Consider the following 17,695-nt stretch of genomic DNA (forward strand, 5'->3'; position numbering starts at 1 on the left):
TGGAAACTTTGGAGTTGGGGCACATGGGGTTAGCGATTTGGGAACGGCGCGGCTGGTCGGCGGCGAAGGGTGCAGCGGCTTTGCTGGCGGGCGTGGCGGCGATTGCCTTATACGTGCCACCTGCCAACGCTCAGCAATCAGCACAGGCGGCGGGAGAGCAGGCCGATCAATCGAAGCAGGCTGAGGGGGAAAAGCCGGCGCCAGCGGGCGCAACGCTGCTCGACAAGGTGCTGGTCATCAGCCGCACCGGAGAAACGGCCATCCAATCGCTGGCCTCGGCCAGCCATGTCGACCAGGAACAGCTCGACCGCCGCATGGCGACGACGCCGAACGAAATGCTGTTCGGCGTGCCCGGCGTCGCGGCGCAGGCCGATGCCAGGCGCGTCAGCACCAGCGTCAATATCCGCGGCCTGCAGGATTTCGGTCGCGTCGCGGTTATCGTCGACGGCGCGCGGCAGAACTTCCAACGTTCCGACCATGGCACCCAATCGACCTTCTACGTCGACCCCGAGCTTATCAAATCCGTCGACGTGATCCGCGGGCCGGTCGCCAACACCTATGGCTCGGGCGCGATCGGCGGCGTGGTCTTCTTCGACACCAAGGACGCCCAGGACTTCCTCAAGCCGGACGAGACATGGGCTGGTTCCGTCACCGGACGCTACGAGAGCAACGGCAAGGGCTGGACCACCAGCGCATCCGGCGCCTATCGCTTTAACGACAATTTGGATGCGCTGGGCAACATCGTCTACCGCAATTATGACGACTACAAGGATGGCGACGGCGACACCGTCAAGGGCACCGGCTTCGACGTGCTGAGCGGATTGCTAAAGACCACGATCCGCCCGAGCGACAATAGCGAACTGAAGCTCGGCTGGGTCGGTTCGAGCGACGGCTGGAACGAGATCAGCGGCGGCATGCCGGTCAATGACGTCGACCTGAAATCGAACACCTTCACGGCTCGCTACAATGTCACGGACGAAGACAGGAGCTGGCTCGACCTCCACGTCAACACCTCCTACAACAAGACCAATCTCGACCTGACCGGCCTTGTTCCGCAGCGCCGCTTCGATCCCGTCACCGGCCTTCCCGTGATGTTGCCGGCAGGTTCGACGTCGACCTTCGATGTCGGCACAGCCGCCATCGACATCTGGAACACGTCGCGACTCGAGACAGGCGGCCTCGCGCATGAACTGACCTATGGCGGCGACTGGGTGAATGACGACGTCGAGACTGGCGGCACGGCAGGCGGCGACAGCTTCTACACGCCTTCCGGCAAGCGCAACGTTTCTGGCGCCTACGTCCAGGACAAGCTCAGCTGGGATTGGCTCGAAGTCATTGCCGGGCTGCGCTATGACAATTACAGCCTCGAGGACGACACGCACGAAACGTCGGGCGACCGCCTGTCGCCGCGCGTCACCGTCGGCGTCTCGCCTTTCGAAAGCGCCGGCCTTGCCGGCCTGCAATTCTACGGCACCTACGCGGAGGGCTACCGGTCGCCTTCGCTGACCGAAACCCTGATCAGCGGCAACCATCCGGCGGGCGTCAGCTTCCCGTTCCTGCCCAATCCCAATTTAAAGCCCGAAACCGGCAAGACCGTCGAATTCGGTGTCAATTACAAGCAGAACGACGTTCTCGAGTCCGGCGACGCGTTTCGGCTGAAGGCGGCCTATTTCAACAACGACGTCGACGATTATATTGACGGCGTTACGCTGTCGGCCTTCGATCCGACCAGTGGGTGCCCCTTCGGGCCGGGCATTCCGATCTGCTTCCAGTACCAGAACTTCGCCAAGGCAAAGATCAACGGCTTCGAGATGGAAGGCGTTTATGATGCAGCATGGGGCTACGCCGGACTTTCCGCCTCCATCATCAATGGTCACACCATATCCTACGAAGGCGATCGGGCGGACCTTGCCACGATACCGTCCGCGCAGGTCACCGTGCAGCTCGGCCTGCGCTTCCTCGAGGACAAACTCACTGTCGGCGGCGAGGTGCAGTACAATGGCAAGCCCAAGGGTAACCCGATCGCCAAGGACTATACGCTGGTCAACGCTTTCGCCAGCTACCAGGCGACCGACAATCTGAAGGTTGATTTCCGCGCCGACAATCTGTTCGATGTCAAATACGCCAATCCGTTGAACGGCAGCACCACGGTCGCGGTCTATGAACCGGGCATAACGCTGAAGCTGGCGGCAACGATGCGATTTGGAGGATGATGATGACGAACTTGACGGCATCCCTTCGTCTGCTGACCTCGGCGCTGGCGATGTCGCTCGCAGCGGTTCCGGCGTGGGCACAAGAGTCCGCGCCGGCGCCTGCTCTCTCCCTCGAACTCAATGGCGCGCAACCGTCTGAAAAGGGCTGCCGCCTGACCTTCGTGGTCACCAACAATCTCGGCGCCGACCTTTCCAGGGCGGCGTTCGAGATCGCGCTGTTCAACGACGCCGGCGTCGTCGACCGCCTGACCGTGCTCGACTTCAAGGACCTGCCGGCCGGCAAGACCAAGGTGACGCGCTTCGATCTCGCTGGCACCAACTGCGCCAAGGTCAGCCGCGTGCTGATCAACAGCGCGACCGAATGCGTCGGCACCGGCGTCGAGCCGAACACCTGCATGCGAAAACTCAAGACAGATGCCAAGACCGGCATCGCCTTCGGGGTCTGAGCACGGCGTGGGGCCGCACGCGGCATCCTGCGGCACCACCCGTCTAAGTCCAGGAAATCGAAAGGAACTCCATGTACATCGCCATGAACCGCTTCAAGGTGCAGAACGGCTCGGAAGCCGATTTCGAGGCCGTGTGGAAAAACCGTGATTCCAGCCTTGCGGAAATGAAGGGCTTCCGGGAGTTCCATCTGCTGCGCGGCCCAGTCAACGAGACCGAAGGCTATACGCTGTTTGCCTCGCACACGGTCTGGGCAAGCCACGACGATTTCATCGCCTGGACCAAGTCGGAGAACTTTCGCGCCGCCCACAGGAACGTCGGCACGACGAAGGTCCACTATCTCGGCCATCCCCAGTTCGAGGGTTTTTCGGTCGTCGAGGGCGCCTGAAGCAACCTCGCCAGCCGGATAAGGGTCCTCACGCCGCCGCAAGCAGGCTGGCATTGCCGCCCGCGGCGGTCGTGTCGACGCAAACGGCCCGCTCATGCGCGTAAGCCGCCGGATTGAGCACCTCGCTGACCAGCGGCACGATCGGCCCTGAGCGTCCGGCGATCATTTTGCGCACGATGCGCGCCGCCTCCGGCGTCCCCGAGAAGGCGACGACGTCGACGCGTAACGAACGCGCCTCAACCGGATCGGGGCGGCCGTCGATCGCCGCCAGCGGCAGGCCCTTGCCGGTCAGCGCCGAAAGCGCCGCCGGCGCGCCTGGCGCCACCGCCAGCACCGCATTGCCGGCGGCGAGCGCCTGGATCGTCTGCGCAAGCAGCGTGTCGCCGTCCGGTCCCAAGCACAGCACCCGGCCGCGCGGCGCCAATGACAGTGTATTGGCCTCGCCGGTCGGCCCGGGCAGGTCGACCTGGCCGAAATCGATTGCGGCGGCGGCACCGATCGCCGCGGCACCTTTGCCTCGCAGGTGCTTGCGCAGGATGGCGATGCGGTCCGGCCGCGTCGACCAGCCGCCAAGCGCGGGATCGGGCAGATTGTCGGCGAGTTCGGTCGCCGTCACCTTGTGGCCGTCGCCAACAGGCGTGCCTGCCTCCGGTCCCTTGCGAAAGCGCCGGAGATAATGCGGTCCGCCGGCTTTGGGCCCGGTGCCGGACAGCCCCTCGCCGCCGAACGGCTGCGAGCCGACGACCGCGCCGATCTGGTTGCGGTTGACATAGATGTTGCCGGCATGGATCCCGTCGACGAAATGCTGCACGCGACCCTCGATGCGGGTGTGCAGACCGAACGTCAGGCCGTAGCCCTTGCGGTTGATGGCGGCGATCACCGCATCGATCTCATCGGCGTCGAAACTGGCGACATGGAGCACCGGCCCGAACACTTCGCGCTCCATCTCCTCGATACCCTTGACCCGAAACACATGCGGCGCGACGAAGCGGCCATCCCTGGGTGCTTCGAGCTTGGCGATCAGCCGTCCCTGCAAACCCATCGTCGTGCAGTAATCGCGGATCGAACCCTGCGCCTCGTCGTCGATGACGGGACCGACATCCGTCGAGATAGCCCAGGGATCGCCGACCTTGAGCGCCTCCATGGCGCCCTTCAGCATCTCCAGCATCTTCTTCTCGACATCCTTCTGCACATAGAGGACGCGCAGCGCCGAACAGCGCTGGCCCGCACTCTGGAAGGCGGAGGCGAGGATATCGCGCACCGCCTGCTCGGGCAGCGCGGTGGAATCGACGATCATGGCATTCAGCCCGCCCGTCTCGGCGATCAGCATGGCATCGGGCGCGGCTGTCTCGGCCAGTTGCTTCTCGATCAGCTTGGCGACGTCGGTGGAGCCGGTGAAGCAGACGCCGGCAATGCGCGGATCTGATGTCAGTGGCCCGCCAACCGAGGGGCCGTCGCCCGGCAGAAGCTGGATGACGTCTTCCGGCACGCCGGCCTCGCGCAGCATTTCGACGGCTCGGAAAGCGATCAGCGGCGTCTGTTCTGCGGGCTTTGCAATTACCGAATTGCCGGTGACGAGCGCTGCGGCGATCTGGCCCGTGAAGATGGCGAGGGGGAAATTCCACGGCGAGATGCAGACAATGACGCCGCGCGCCTCGGTGCCCGCTTCGGCATTGGCCGCCTCGGCCGCGTAATAGCGCAGGAAATCCACCGCTTCGCGCACTTCGGCGACGCCGTCGGCCAGCGATTTGCCGGCCTCGCGGGTGGCCAGCGCGAAGAATTCGACGGCATTGGCCTCGTAGAGATCGGCGGCGCGATTGAGGATGGCCGCGCGCTCGGCAACCGGACGCTTTGCCCAGGCTGGCTGCGCTTCGACGGCGATGCGCACGGCGGTTGCCGCCTGCTTGGCGGTGGCTTCGCTGACCGTGCCCACCACTTCCGAAGGCCTGGCGGGATTGACGACCGGGCGTTGCTCGCCATAGCCGGCCGCGCGCGTGATCGGCTTGGCGTGCCAGCGGTTAGGGCCCGCGAAGGCTGTCCTCTCCTTCTCGATTGCTGCCAACGTCACCGGATCGGTGATGTCGAACCCTTTCGAGTTGCGGCGGCTTGCACCGAAGATGACGGCAGGCCGGGGGATCGCGGGATTGGCGGCGGGGCCTTGGCTCTCGACCGCTTCTAGCGGGTCGCGCGCGATGTCTTCGGGCTCGACATCCTCGTCGGTGAGTTGGTGGACGAAAGATGAATTGGCGCCGTTCTCCAGCAGCCGGCGCACCAGATAGGCGAGCAGGTCGGAATGCGCGCCGACAGGCGCGTAGATGCGGCAGCGCGTGCCTTCGGCCTTACGCACCGTCTCGTGCAACGCCTCGCCCATCCCGTGCAGGCGCTGGAACTCGAAGCTCTCACGGTTCTTCGTCATCGACAGGATGGCGGCGACAGTGTGGGCATTGTGGGTGGCGAATTGCGGATAGATGCGATCGGTCATCGACAAAAGCTTTCTCGCGCAAGCGAGATAAGAAACGTCGGTGTTGACCTTGCGGGTGAAGACGGGGTAGCCGGCGAGCCCCAGCGTCTGCGCCCGCTTGATCTCGGTATCCCAATAGGCACCCTTGACCAGCCGCACCATGATGGTGCGATCGTATTTCGTGGCAAGCGCATAGAGCCAGTCGATGACGAAGGCAGCGCGCGGACCATAGGCCTGGACGACGACGCCAAAGCCGTTCCAGCCTGCAAGCTCCGGCTCGGCAAGCACGCGCTCGATGACGTCGAGCGAGAGGTCGAGGCGATCGGCCTCCTCGGCATCGATATTGAGGCCCATGCGCGAATGGCGCGCCGCGAGCGCCAGCGAAAGGAGCCGCTCGGCCATGACAGGCAGCATCTCTTCCTTCTGCGCTTCCTCGTAGCGCGGATGCAGCGCCGAGAGCTTCACCGAGATGCCGTGGTTGTGGCGGATATCAGGCCCGTTTGAACCGGCATCGAGTGACGAGATGGCATCGGCATACGCCTTGTGGTAGCGCAGCGCATCGGCCTCGGTGCGGGCCGCCTCGCCCAGCATGTCGAAGGAATAGAGATAACCCTTCTGCGTCATCGGCCGGCCGCGCTTCACCGCTTCGGCGATGGTGCGGCCGAGCACGAACTGCTCGCCCATCTCGCGCATAGCCGCCGCCACCGCCTTGCGGATGACGGGCTCGCCCAGCCGGCGCACCATGGCGCGCAGCGTGCCTTCGATGCCGCCCTCGCCTTCATCGAGCACGCGGCCGGTCAGCATCAGCGCCCAGGTCGATGCATTGACGAAGATGGAGCTCGAGCCGCCCGAATGCGCCGACCAGTCGTGCGGCGCGATCTTGTCGGCGATCAGGTCGTCCATCGTCTCGGTATCGGGCACGCGCAGCAGTGCTTCGGCCAGGCACATCAGCGCCACGCCCTCCTTGGTGGAAAGGCCATAGGCGGAGAGGAAAACCTCCATCAGCCGTGGATCGGACGAGCCGCGCACTGCCCGCACCAGATCGGCGGCACGAGCCGAAATCGCCCGGCGATCCTCCGCCGAGAGGCCGCTCGCCTCGGCCAGCCGCTTCACGGCCTGATCCTCGTCGGGCAGATAGTTGGCGCGGATTTGCTGGCGGATGGCGTCGAGCGCTGGCATGGCGGGTCCTACTGGCAAGCACAAGGGAGCGGGCCGGCGGTCACCGGACCGAATGGCGCAAGCTAGCACAAGTCCCGATTTTCAGGCGGTCTGAAGAAATCGACATTGCAGTTCGATCGATCTATCATGTCACCACAAACTACCCGAAGAAGGCTGCATTTTCGATGAGGGAAGACCAATTGGACCGCATCGACAGGAACATCCTGTCGGCGCTGGCAAGCGACGGCAGGCTTTCCATGTCGGAGCTCGCCGCCAAGGTCGGCCTGTCCAAGACGCCGGTGCAGGCGCGGGTGAAGCGGCTGGAGAAGGACGGCTATATCAGGGGCTACCAGGCGATTATCGATCGCGAGCGCATGGGCGAAGGCCATGTCGCCTTCGTCCAGGTGAAACTGTCCGACACCCGGTCCGCCGCGCTGGACGCTTTCAACCGCTCTGTCCAAGCCGTTCCGGAGATCGAACAGTGCCACATGATGGCGTCGAGCTTCGATTATCTGCTGAAGGTCCGCACCCGCGACATCGCCGCCTATCGCCGCGTGCTGGGCGAGCGCATCTCCGCCCTGCCCCATGTCGCCCAGACCTCGACCTTCGTGGCGATGGAGACTGTGAAGGATCGATAGTTCATTCCGCCAAGGTCTTCAAAAACGCCACCAGCGCCGCGCGCTCGCGGTCCGACAGCGCCAGCGGATGAATTTCGGATGTCCCCTCCACACTGGGGGCAGCCTTGGCATAATGCGCCACCACCTCGTCGAGCGACGCAAACTGACCGGCGTGCATGTAGGGCGGCCGCGTCGCCGCGCCGCGAAGCGAAGGCGTCTTGTAGGCGCGCACCAATTCCGGCGCATCCTTGACCATGAACCGCAATTCGCCGCAGGCGCCGACATCGCCATCGCGATAGGCGCCGAAGCAGTTGAACGGGTCGGCTTGAACTTGGCGTACCGCGTCGACGCGGCCGCGATCCGGCGGCAGCCCGTTGACCGGCGGCACGCCGGTGTTGTGGAACCCATTGTCGGTGAAGCGCGGCCCATTGTGGCAGGTCACGCAATTGGCCTTGCCGATGAACAGTTTCAGGCCGAGGATTTCCTCCCGGGAGAAGGCGGCGTCGCCTTTCGGCTCGGCGCCGGTCGCCAGGTCCAGCGCGAACCGGTCGAAGCGGGCCTGCGGCGGCTCGATCGAGCGTTCGAAGGCAGCGATTGCTTTGCCGATGTTGGCGAACACCCCGTTTATCGCGTCACGCTGCTGGTCGCTCATGGCGCGCCATGCAGCCTTCTCGGCATCGCTGCCGAGCGGACTGGCATTGGCTGGTATGTCGGACAGATCGGGCAGCGGACCGAAGATGCGCTCATAGCGGTCGCCGAAGCGCGCCTTGATGTAATGCGCATAGGCGGCGCGGTTTCCCGCCTGCTCCAGGGGGTTCTCCAGCGGCGTCAGCGCCTGCGCCCACAGGCTGTCGCGCCGTCCGTCCCAGAAAAACCAGGGATCGCGCGCGATGCCGGCGAGCGGCATGGTACGCCGGTTCGTGCGGCCGACGCCAACCGCCTGCGGCAGGCCGTCCTGAAACTGCCTGTCGATCTTGTGGCAGGTCGAGCAGGACACCGTGCCGTCGCGGCTCATGCTGGCGTCAAAGAACAGCGTCGAGCCAAGGGCAGCGGCGGCCGGGACATCGGCGAACCGGTTGGTGGTGTCGGGTTTCAGCGCCGGCAGCCTCGACAGCGCCAGCGAGGCGATGGTCTTCTTCTCGGCATCGGAAAAGTCCGGCTTGCCGCAGCCGGCAAGGACGGCCATCGCCATCAAGACGAAAAAGCGCGCAAGACGCCTCATCTGCGGCTCACAGCACGACGTTGAAGACGACCGTATCCGACCCAGCCGTCGCGGAGATGGCAAAATGCAGCTGCCACCAGCCGCTCATGGTGAATTTCACGCCTTCGATGCGATAGCGCCCGTCGCCGAGATAGTCCGTCGCTTGCGGGCTGGTCGGCAGGCCGTGGCGGTGCTGCGGCATGCCTCCCGATACCGCGATCGCGGCCCCTTCCACCGGCGTCCCGGCTATCGTCTTCAACGTCAACAGCCAGGCTTCCAGTTCGCCTTGACGGACGACGCCGCGTTCCGGCGCGAAGCTCGCCATGAACAATCCGTTCTCGGTCTTTTTGGTTCGGGAGATATCCGGGCCGGCAACCTGCGCGGTTCGCGGTGCGGTCAGATAGACCACTGCCAGGATGCCAGCCAGCAAGGCTGCCAGACCAAGACCCGCCAAAAGATAACGCCATATCGAAGCCAAGCCGGTTCCTCTTCAGGGGATAACGTTTTGCCGCACCGATCGCATCCCGCCAAACCTGTTGGAATCGCAGGTGACGGAAAAAACCGCCCTTGCCAAGCATGGCGCTCTACTCTCCAAAAAGCTACAGCAGCATCGTAACAGGGGATGGATCATGATCGGCAAAGGTGTCGCCTCGATCGGCGAATGCATGATCGAGCTTTCGGGCCAAACAGGTTCGACCTGGCGCATGGGATTTGCCGGCGATACGTTCAACACGCTGTGGGCCCTGCATGCGCTGAGTGGAAGGCCAGCGAGCTACGTCTCGGCTTTCGGAGACGATCCTTTCTCGCAAGACCAGATCGGCTTCTTCGCGGACAATGGCATCGGCATTGGCGAAAGCCCTGTTATCCCGGGGGCGCGGCCCGGCCTCTATGCCATCACGCTGACCGGCGCGGAACGCTCCTTCACCTATTGGCGCGGCGATGCGGCTGCCAGGCAGCTTGCCTCCAATCCGGCTGCGTTGGCAAAAAGCCTTGAAAAGCAGGCGCTTGTCTACTTTTCCGGAATCACTTTGGGAATTCTGGACTCCGCTGCGCGCGCCACGTTGCTATCGGCCGTGGCCGAGGCGCGATCCGCGGGGTCGCTGATCGCCTTCGATCCCAACTACCGGCCACGGCTGTGGCGCGATCGCGAGGAGGCGCAAGCCGCGATCCTGGAGGCGCTCGCCGTCACCGACATCGCATTGCCGACTTTCCCGGACGAGCAGATGCTGTTCGGCGATGAAGCGCCACAGGCAACGGCTGGGCGGCTCGGGCAACTGGTCGGCGAAGTCGTGGTCAAGAACGGGGAACAGCCGGCGCTGATCGTCGAGAACGGGATGCTGCGGGACGTTCAGGCGATCCATGTGGCCACGCCCGTCGACACCACGGGCGCGGGCGATTCCTTCAACGGCGGCTATCTCGCCGCGCGTCTCGCCGGACACACCCCTGCGGAGGCTACAAAGCGCGCGCACCGTGTCGCGGCCAGCGTGGTGCAGGTTCGCGGCGCATTGGCGCCATTCGAGACGTTGCGTGCGGCATTCGAAACGGATTGAGGGTCAGGGCAGCCGGAACCGATATTCCGTCACGTGATGGTAGATCGCACCCGGCCACAGCGTCGCCTGCGGGAAATACGGCCGGTTCGGCGCGTCCGGCCATATTTGCGGCTCCAGGCAGAAACCGCAGAAAGCTTTGTGGTTTCGCCCTTCCAGCCCCGTGCGCGGCGTCACATACTGGCCGGTATAGAGCTGGACGCCGGGCTCCGTGGTCCACAGTTCCATCTCGACGCCGGAGCTCGCGCCTTGCACCCACGCCGCCTGCTTGAGCGGCCCGCGCGCCGAAGCGAGGCAGAAGTTCTGGTCATAGGCAAGCTGCTCGCCCTCGATCTCCATGCGCAGCGGCCGTGCCTGGCGGAAATCGAAAGGCGTGCCGTCGACAGGCTTCACCGTGCCCGTTGGAATCATCTCGCCATCCACCGGCAGATAGGCGCCGGCATTGAGCATCATCCGGTGATCGAGGATGTCGCCCGTCCCGCCATCATCGAGATTGAAGTAGGAATGCTGCGTGAGATTGCACAGCGTCGGCTCCTCGCATGTGGCTGATATCTCGACGCTGAGCGTGCCGGGGATCTTCAGCCGGTAGGTGCAGGTGACGTCGAGTGCGCCGGGAAAGCCCATCGTGCCGTCGGGATCGTGCAGCGTCAGCGTGACGAAGTCCCGCCCGTGCAGCGAAACCGTCCACGGCCGATGGAAAAAGCCTTGCGAGCCTCCATGCAGCGTGTGCTTGTCGAGAAAATTGCGCTCGGTCTGGTAGCGCTTGCCGGCGATGGTGAAACGGCCGTCGCGGATGCGGTTGGCATAGCGGCCGACGACCGCGCCGAAGAAAGCCGTGTCGGTTTCATAGGATGATAGATTATCATAGCCGAGCACGAGAGGCGCATCGTGGCCGGCCAGGCGCAGGTCCTGGATGATCGCGCCGAGCCCAAGGATATTGGCGCTAAGTCCGCCGCCTCTGATGGTGAAGCGGCGAATCGGGTCGCCCGCCTGGGTGGTGCCGAAAACCTCGCCGTCCTTCATTGCCATGCCCGCAAACGTCAGTTGATCCAGACGGCCCGTTTCGTAGCCGGGGCAGGCAGATCATAGGCCTGCCTGTCCCGGCGACAGTCTATCAGAGGCCGAGGCCGCCGATGCAGACATATTTGGTGTCGAGGTAATCCTCGATACCCTGATGTCCGCCTTCCTTGCCGAGCCCGGACTCCTTGACGCCGCCGAACGGTGCTTCCGGCGTGGTGATCAGGCCTTCATTGACGCCGACCATGCCATATTTCAGCCCTTCCATGACGCGGAAGGCGCGGCCGAGATCGCCGGTGTAGAAATAGCAGGCGAGGCCGAATTCGGTGTCATTGGCAAGCGCAATCGCTTCTTCCTCGGTCTCGAACCTGAAGACGGGCGCCACCGGCCCGAATATCTCTTCCTTCATGAAGCGCATCTTGGGCGTTGCATCGGCGATGACGGTCGGCTGGAAGAACGAGCCGCCGAGCGCATGGCGCTTGCCGCCGGCGACGACCTTGCCGCCCTTCGAAGTCGCATCGGCGATCAGTTCCTCGACCTTCTCGACCGCCTTCTCGTCGATCAGCGGCCCCTGCTGCACGCCCTCCTCCAGGCCGGAGCCAACCTTCAGCTTGTCGCTGGCGGCAGCCAGCTTCTCGACGAACCGGTCATAGACGCCGGCCTGGACAAGGAAGCGGTTCGTACAGACGCAGGTCTGGCCCGAATTGCGATACTTGGCCGTGATCGCACCGGCGACGGCGCGGTCGATGTCGGCGTCGTCGAAGACGATGAACGGCGCATTGCCGCCGAGCTCCATCGACACCTTCTTCACGGTGACAGACGACTTCTGGATCAGGATCTTGCCGACCTCGGTCGAGCCGGTAAAAGTGATCTTCTTGACCAGCGGATTGGCGCAGATCTCATCGCCGATCTCGCCGGCCGCACCGGTCAGGATGTTGATTACGCCCTTGGGGAAGCCGACTTCCTCGGCCAGCGCGCCCCAGGCGAGACCGGAGTAAGGCGTCTGCGAGGCTGGCTTCACCACGGCGGTGCAACCCGCGGCGAGTGCCGGGCCGAGCTTGCGGGCCAGCATCGAGGACGGGAAATTCCACGGCGTGATGGCGGCGATGACGCCGACCGGTTCCTTGGTCACCAGGATGCGGCGGTCCGCCCACGGCGACGGCACGACATCGCCATAGGTGCGGCGGCCCTCCTCGGCGAACCACAGGATGTAGGAGGCGGCCGAGCCGATCTCGCCCTTCGATTCGAACAGCGACTTGCCCTGTTCAATGGTCAGGAGCTCCGCCAGAACGTCCTGATTGTCCATCATGGCATCGTGCAGCTTGCGCAGCAGCTTCGAGCGCTCGAGCGCGGTGGTCTTGCGCCAGGTCTTGAAAGCTTCGTCGGCGGCTTCGATGGCGCGGCGGGTCTCGACCTTGCCTGCCTTGGGCACGGTGCCGATCTTGAGGCCGGTTGCCGGATTGGTGACGTCGACCGTCTGGCCGCTGTCGGCCTGCACCCATTCGCCGTTGATGAGATTGGCCTGGCGCATGAAATGGCTGGTTTTCTGAAGCATGGTCTAGCCTCCGTTCGGCGCTCACGGGCCGCTATCTGGATGTCTTCGATTAGCGCACCGTGCGCTGGGGCCATTGCTCTTAACCTAGGGAAAGCCCCGCAAGCAATCGCAAGATGGCATATAGGGGTTATGCCAGTGCAAGGCGAGAGCCGAGGTTTGATTTCACCGCTGAGACATCGCGTCGAACGGACTCACGCCGAGCGGCTCAGACCCTGGTCTTATTCATGTCAGCCGAAGACGTGCACGCTCACCGCCAGCCAGAAAGCAGTGGTGACGACCGCGCTCGCGGTCGCGATGGTCATCTGGTTCGAAGCCAGCGCCTGGCCTGTGTTGAACTGCACGGCAATGAGATAGGAATTGATGCCGGATGGGAGCGCCGCCACCACGACCGCTACCTTGGCGGTCAAGGGCGGCAGGCCGAGCAACCAGACGAAGATCAGAACCAGCGCCGGCATCAGGAACAGCTTCAGTGTTGATAGCGCCAGCGCCGGGCGGACATTGCCTGATATGCCGAAGCGGCGCAGGCTGAGCCCCATGGCGAACAGCGCCACCGGCCCGGCGGTGCCGGCCAGCGCGTCCACCAGCCGCATGACCAGTTCGGGCAGCGGGATGCCGCTGAAGCGCCATGCGAGACCCAAAAGAATGCCGATGATCAGCGGATTGATGAACAGCCGCCTCAGGAAATTCCGGACGACGCGCACGGGATGCACATGCTCGCCGCCGCCGCGGCCGAACATCTCGAACAGCACGATCGAAGCCATCATCATGACAGGCAGATGCACGGAAACCAGAAGCGACAGCACCTCGAATCCATCCCGCCCGAATATGCCGAGAATGAACGGCGCGCCGAGCAGGACAACATTGGAATAGGCCGACGACACCCCGCCGACGACACCCGCGCGTGCGTCGCGTCCGAATATCCGCGTGGTAACGACATGGCCGGCGGCCCAGGTGGTTGCCACCGCCGCGAAATAGGCCCCCCATAGCGACCACGGTGCCACCCCGTGGAAATCGGCATTCACCATCGTCTGGAACAACAGCAGCGGCATCGCAACGCTGACCGCGAAATCGGATATCCCCTCGCCGCTCGCCGGCTTCATATAACCGGTGAACCCGGCGAGGTAGCCGAGCGCCACGAGGCTGAAGACGAAAAGGACGGTTTCGGTAAGCGGAGACATTTTTCCAGGGATAGGCGAGCCAAGGTCGCGGTGCAATCGCGCCCGAATTTCTTCGACCCCGAATTTGTTCTGCCAAGCGGGGCATCGCCGAAGGCGGCTGGACTTTTCCCATCCCGCTCACGACCGGAAGACCGATCTGGTGAAGCAGCGGATGACGAAGGAGAAGTGAGACCGCGGAGACCGCAGGCCTTTCGCTTGTCTTTGTACCTGCTTTCCGATCCCTATATGCGGGTGGCCGGTACCCGGCTTCTGGAAGGATTACGATGATCCGATTTGCCTTGGCGTTGTTCCTGTTTGGCGTTCCGGCTGCAGCGCATGCGACGGATGCCGGCTGGGCGCTGCTGCGCGATGGCGGCCATGTCGTGCTTTTGCGCCATGCCATGGTCACCGGCACCACCGATCCCGCCAATTTTGATATCGACAGCTGCGCCACCCAGGTCAATCTGTCCGCACGCGGCAAGCAGCAGTCGAGCAAGATCGGCGCCTTGCTTGCCGCCCGCGCCGCGCCGATCGAGCGCGTGCTGTCCAGCCGCTATTGCCGCTGCCTCGACACCGCGCGCATCGCCTTCGAGACCGAGCCGGAGCCTTTCGCGCCGCTCGACCTGCTGAAGGGCGACGCGGCGCAAAAGGCGGCCCAGATCGCCGCGATCATGAAGGAAATCCGCGCCTATTCCGGCTCTGACAACCTGGTCATGGTCACTCATCTGGAAAATATCGCTGCGTTGACCGGCGTCTCGCCGCGCGAGGGCGAAGCCGTTGTCGTCGAGCCGCAGGGCGACGGTCTGCGTGTGCTCGGCCGGGTTACGTTCTAAATCGGGGCCGACCGGCGCATCCGCGAGCAGCCACGCGTCGATGAGGACTTGCGACAGAGGTAATGTTGCCAAAATACCACCCAAAAAAGATGCCGCGCTAGGGCCGCGACAATGAGGCCAACATCATCCGCGGTCGCCAGCCATGGAGGGGCCGCCGGGTTGACCGGCGGCCCGTCTTGCGTTTCTTGGGCACGCTACCCATCTGCGCCCGGCGTATCAGGCCTTTTCCTGCCGGGAAAAACCGATTAGACAGCGCCCAAACAAGATGCGGACAGATTCCGCCCGCAACCGAAGGAAAAGCCCTTGTCCACCACGTTCGACAAAGTCGCCAAGATCATTGCCGACACCAGCGAGATCGATATCGACACCATCACGCCCGAGAGCCACACGATCGACGATCTCGGCATCGACAGCCTCGATTTCCTCGACATCGTCTTCGCCATCGACAAGGAATTCGGCATCAAGGTGCCGCTGGAAAAGTGGACCCAGGAAGTCAATGACGGCAAGGCCTCGACGGACGATTACTTTGTCATGAAGAACCTGTGCGCCAAGATCGACGCACTGGTCGCCGCCAAGACCGCCTGATCCGTACCCGATCATCCATGAGCCCCCGCGACGTCGTCATCACCGGCATTGGCCTTGTCTCCTCGTTGGGAGAAGGCCCCGATGAACACTGGCGCAAGCTCACTCAGCCGGATCAGAAGCCGGTGCTCGAAGCCGAGCGTTTCGCGCCCTACACCGTCCATCCGCTGCCGGAGATCGACTGGAACCTGCAGATCGCCAAGCGCGGCGACCAGCGCCAGATGGAAACCTGGCAGAGGCTCGGCACCTATGCCGCGGGTCTTGCGCTGGACGATGCCGGCATCAAGGGCAATGACGAGCTCTGCACGACCATGGACATGGTCGTGGCCGCCGGCGGCGGCGAGCGCGACGAAGCGGTCGATGCCGCCATCCTGGCCGCCTCGGAAAGCCGCAACGACCGTGACGTGCTGCTCAACGAGAAGCTCACCACCGAACTGCGCCCCACCCTGTTCCTGGCACAGCTTTCCAATCTGCTCGCCGGCAACATCTCCATCGTCCACAAGGTGACGGGATCGTCCAGGACCTTCATGGGCGAGGAAGGCGCCGGCGTAGCCGCCGTCGAGACGGCTGCCGCGCGCATTCGTTCCGGCCAGTCGACGCATATACTGGTGGGCGGCGCCTTCCAGACCGAACATTCCGATATGTTGCTCGGCTATGAGCTTGCCGGCTACCTGCATCGCGGCGCCTGGAAGCCCGTCTGGCAGCGGCAAGGCGCCGAAGGTGGCGGCGTGGTATCGGGATCCGGCGGCGCTTTCCTGGTGCTGGAGCAGCGCGAACACGCGGCAAGCCGGGGGCGCAGGATCTATGCCGAGCTCGGCCCGGTCGTCTCCGGCCGTGCCAGGCGGCGGCAGGGCGAGCTCGATTCCGAGATCGCCGCGCTGCTCAAGAAGACCGCCGTGCCGAATGGCGGCTTGCTGACCATGTCTGGCGCCTCAGGCGCTCACGCGGCTACCTCCGCCGAGAAGTCGGCATTCGACGCCAATCCCGCGATCGCGGCGCGTGGCTTCGCGACGCTGACCGGCCACATGAAGGAAGCGCAGTTTCCCTTCGCCGTGGCGCTGGCGGCGCTCGCCGTCGACCGTAAGGCCGCCTACCCCGTTTTCGATGCCGCTGCCGAGAAACCGTTCGAAGGCATTCCAAGAAGCGTCCTTGCAACGGCGATCGGCTACCACCAATTCGAGGGCATGGCGCTGGTCAACGCCGCATAGAGCGGCCAGCCACATACAACGATAAAGGTTAGGGCTTCCGGATGGCCAATCTCAGAGATCACATGGGCAGGCCGATCGTTGCCGTCACAGGCATCGGCGTGGTTACTTCCCTAGGAGCCGGGAAATCAGACAATTGGGCGGCGCTGACCTCGGGCAGATCGGGCATCCACCCGATCACCCGCTTCCCTGTCGACCACCTCAATACCCGCATTTCCGGCATGGTCGATTTCCTTGCGTCGAGCTCGAAGGGCGCCAGCCCCCTCACCTACGAACTGGCGGAGACCGCCGCGCAGGAAGCTGTTGCCGAAGCCGGCCTCAATTCCAGCGACTTCGGCGGACCGCTGTTTCTGGCCTCGCCGCCGGTCGAACTCGACTGGCATGAGCGGTTCGCGCTCTATAATTCCGACAAGCACGACGCCGGTGCCGAAAGGCTGCTTCGGGTAGCGCGCGGCTTGAAGGAGCTCGATACATTCGAGACCACGCAGTTCGGGTCGATCGCCGACCGGCTCGCCGACCGTTTCGGCACGCGCGGCCTGCCGATCACGCTGTCGACCGCTTGCGCCTCCGGTGCAACGGCCATCCAGCTTGGGGTCGAGGCAATCCGCAGAGGCGAATGCGACCGGGCGCTGTCGATCGGCGCGGACGGCTCGGCGACCGCCGAGGCGCTGATCCGTTTTTCGCTGCTGTCGGCGCTTTCGACCCACAACGACATCCCGGAAAAGGCTTCTAAGCCCTTCTCCAAGGACCGCGACGGCTTCGTGCTGGCCGAAGGTTCCGGCGCTCTGGTGCTGGAATCGCTGGAGGCAGCGCTCGCCCGTGGAGCAAGCGTTCTGGGCATTCTGCGCGGCTGCGGCGAAAAGGCGGACGATTTCCACCGCACCCGCTCCAAGCCGGATGGTTCGCCGGCGATCGCGGCGGTGCGCGCCGCCCTCGCCGATGCCGGCCTGGGCGAGGACGAGATCGACTATGTCAACGCGCACGGCACCTCGACGCCGGAAAATGACAAGATGGAGCACCTGTCGCTGTCGACGGTGTTCGGCGAGCGGATCGGCTCGATGCCGATCTCGTCCAACAAGTCGATGATCGGCCATACGCTGTCCGCCGCCGGCGCGGTGGAAGCGGCATTTTCCCTGATGACCATGCGCGAAGGCGTCATTCCGCCGACCATCAACTACGACAATCCTGATCCGGCGATCGTGCTCGATGTCGTGCCCAACAAGAAGCGCAATGCGCAGGTTGGCACCGTGCTTTCGAACTCCTTCGGCTTTGGCGGCCAGAACACTTGCCTTGTCATGGCGCGGGAACCGGTCTAAG

Annotated in this window: 15 protein-coding genes; 9 read left to right on the forward strand and 6 right to left on the reverse strand. The window is 64.2% G+C overall.

Going from position 1 to position 17,695, the window contains the following annotated elements:
- The first annotated feature begins 23 nt into the window (after positions 1 to 23).
- From FJ951_RS21085 to FJ951_RS21095, 3 genes are all read left to right on the forward strand, one after another.
- The gene (locus FJ951_RS21085; RefSeq protein ID WP_140517210.1) at positions 24 to 2,213 is read left to right on the forward strand and encodes a TonB-dependent hemoglobin/transferrin/lactoferrin family receptor; all 2,190 of its coding nucleotides are present in this window, start codon (positions 24 to 26) and stop codon (positions 2,211 to 2,213) included.
- Positions 2,214 to 2,215: 2 nt separating this feature from the next.
- Complete coding sequence (locus tag FJ951_RS21090) at positions 2,216 to 2,659, forward strand: hypothetical protein (RefSeq protein WP_140495707.1); 444 nt, start codon at positions 2,216 to 2,218, stop codon at positions 2,657 to 2,659.
- A 71-nt stretch (positions 2,660 to 2,730) separates the two neighbouring features.
- The gene (locus FJ951_RS21095) at positions 2,731 to 3,045 is read left to right on the forward strand and encodes an antibiotic biosynthesis monooxygenase (RefSeq protein WP_140517212.1); all 315 of its coding nucleotides are present in this window, start codon (positions 2,731 to 2,733) and stop codon (positions 3,043 to 3,045) included.
- Positions 3,046 to 3,073: 28 nt separating this feature from the next.
- Here FJ951_RS21095 and putA read toward each other — a convergent pair whose 3' ends face one another.
- Positions 3,074 to 6,685 (reverse strand): bifunctional proline dehydrogenase/L-glutamate gamma-semialdehyde dehydrogenase PutA, encoded by a 3,612-nt coding sequence (gene putA / locus FJ951_RS21100; protein ID WP_140517214.1) that lies wholly within the window; start codon positions 6,683 to 6,685, stop codon positions 3,074 to 3,076.
- A 164-nt stretch (positions 6,686 to 6,849) separates the two neighbouring features.
- Between putA and FJ951_RS21105 the strand changes: the two genes are divergently transcribed.
- On the forward strand, positions 6,850 to 7,302 hold the full coding sequence (locus tag FJ951_RS21105) for an Lrp/AsnC ligand binding domain-containing protein (RefSeq protein ID WP_140517216.1): 453 nt from the start codon (positions 6,850 to 6,852) through the stop codon (positions 7,300 to 7,302).
- 1 nt (position 7,303) lies between these two features.
- Here FJ951_RS21105 and FJ951_RS21110 read toward each other — a convergent pair whose 3' ends face one another.
- Together FJ951_RS21110 and FJ951_RS21115 are read right to left on the reverse strand one after the other, a co-directional pair.
- A complete protein-coding gene (locus FJ951_RS21110; RefSeq protein WP_140517218.1) occupies positions 7,304 to 8,503 on the reverse strand; it encodes a cytochrome c peroxidase in 1,200 nt (399 codons plus the stop codon).
- 7 nt (positions 8,504 to 8,510) lie between these two features.
- A complete protein-coding gene (locus FJ951_RS21115; protein ID WP_140495703.1) occupies positions 8,511 to 8,960 on the reverse strand; it encodes a FixH family protein in 450 nt (149 codons plus the stop codon).
- 151 nt (positions 8,961 to 9,111) lie between these two features.
- Between FJ951_RS21115 and FJ951_RS21120 the strand changes: the two genes are divergently transcribed.
- Complete coding sequence (locus FJ951_RS21120; RefSeq protein ID WP_140517220.1) at positions 9,112 to 10,032, forward strand: sugar kinase; 921 nt, start codon at positions 9,112 to 9,114, stop codon at positions 10,030 to 10,032.
- Between the two features lie 3 nt (positions 10,033 to 10,035).
- On the opposite strand, the gene FJ951_RS21125 is transcribed toward FJ951_RS21120, so the two are convergent.
- From FJ951_RS21125 to FJ951_RS21135, 3 genes are all read right to left on the reverse strand, one after another.
- Complete coding sequence (locus FJ951_RS21125) at positions 10,036 to 11,058, reverse strand: aldose epimerase family protein (protein WP_140517222.1); 1,023 nt, start codon at positions 11,056 to 11,058, stop codon at positions 10,036 to 10,038.
- 85 nt (positions 11,059 to 11,143) lie between these two features.
- A complete protein-coding gene (locus FJ951_RS21130) occupies positions 11,144 to 12,601 on the reverse strand; it encodes an NAD-dependent succinate-semialdehyde dehydrogenase (protein ID WP_140517224.1) in 1,458 nt (485 codons plus the stop codon).
- 227 nt (positions 12,602 to 12,828) lie between these two features.
- A complete protein-coding gene (locus FJ951_RS21135) occupies positions 12,829 to 13,779 on the reverse strand; it encodes an AEC family transporter (protein WP_140495699.1) in 951 nt (316 codons plus the stop codon).
- 263 nt (positions 13,780 to 14,042) lie between these two features.
- Between FJ951_RS21135 and FJ951_RS21140 the strand changes: the two genes are divergently transcribed.
- The 4 genes from FJ951_RS21140 to FJ951_RS21155 all read left to right on the forward strand — a co-directional run bounded on the left by FJ951_RS21140 (position 14,043) and on the right by FJ951_RS21155 (position 17,694).
- A complete protein-coding gene (locus FJ951_RS21140; RefSeq protein WP_140517227.1) occupies positions 14,043 to 14,591 on the forward strand; it encodes a histidine phosphatase family protein in 549 nt (182 codons plus the stop codon).
- A 303-nt stretch (positions 14,592 to 14,894) separates the two neighbouring features.
- On the forward strand, positions 14,895 to 15,176 hold the full coding sequence (locus FJ951_RS21145; RefSeq protein ID WP_010909964.1) for an acyl carrier protein: 282 nt from the start codon (positions 14,895 to 14,897) through the stop codon (positions 15,174 to 15,176).
- Positions 15,177 to 15,193: 17 nt separating this feature from the next.
- Positions 15,194 to 16,381, forward strand: a complete 1,188-nt coding sequence (locus tag FJ951_RS21150) for a beta-ketoacyl-ACP synthase (RefSeq protein ID WP_140517229.1) — start codon at positions 15,194 to 15,196, stop codon at positions 16,379 to 16,381.
- Positions 16,382 to 16,422: 41 nt separating this feature from the next.
- Positions 16,423 to 17,694: a beta-ketoacyl-ACP synthase gene (locus FJ951_RS21155; RefSeq protein ID WP_140517231.1), complete on the forward strand. Its 1,272-nt coding sequence runs from the start codon at positions 16,423 to 16,425 to the stop codon at positions 17,692 to 17,694.
- Position 17,695: the final 1 nt, after the last annotated feature.

Source organism: Mesorhizobium sp. B2-2-3, from assembly GCF_006442405.1.
Lineage (GTDB): Bacteria > Pseudomonadota > Alphaproteobacteria > Rhizobiales > Rhizobiaceae > Mesorhizobium.